This is a genomic window from Paraburkholderia sp. SIMBA_054, assembly GCF_046534875.1.
In the GTDB taxonomy this organism is placed as follows: Bacteria; Pseudomonadota; Gammaproteobacteria; order Burkholderiales; family Burkholderiaceae; genus Paraburkholderia; species Paraburkholderia hospita.
This window is the reverse complement of the sequence record NZ_JAWRXV010000643.1, coordinates 1-278: the sequence shown is the minus strand read 5'-3', so window position 1 is coordinate 278 and position 278 is coordinate 1. Positions and strand designations below refer to the sequence as shown.

1 protein-coding gene is annotated in these 278 nt (G+C 62.2%); it reads right to left on the bottom strand.

From position 1 onward, the window contains the following. Positions 1-234, bottom strand: a 234-nt coding sequence (locus SB822_RS56670; RefSeq protein ID WP_410859049.1) for an SDR family NAD(P)-dependent oxidoreductase, incomplete at its 3' end; no start/stop codon positions are given. Positions 235-278 lie beyond the last annotated feature (44 nt).

The following is a 278-nucleotide window of genomic DNA, read 5'->3' as shown; positions in this document are numbered from 1 at the left end:
ATGCACCGCACCATGCACGTCGCGGACCCTCTGCACGGCGGCCATCACGCTACGCTCGTCGGCAACATCGACGGCCAAGCCCGTCATGTCGGGCCCTAGCACCTCGGCCACCTTTGCGCCATCGAGATCGAATCCCACCACTTTTGCACCGGCAGCATGCAATGTTTTGCAGGTTGCCAGCCCGAGGCCGGATGCCGCGCCGGTCACGATGGCGACTTTGTCATTCAGGTTCATTTGATCCTTTCCCATGCTGCCGAACAGGCGTCGGCCGTTCCATC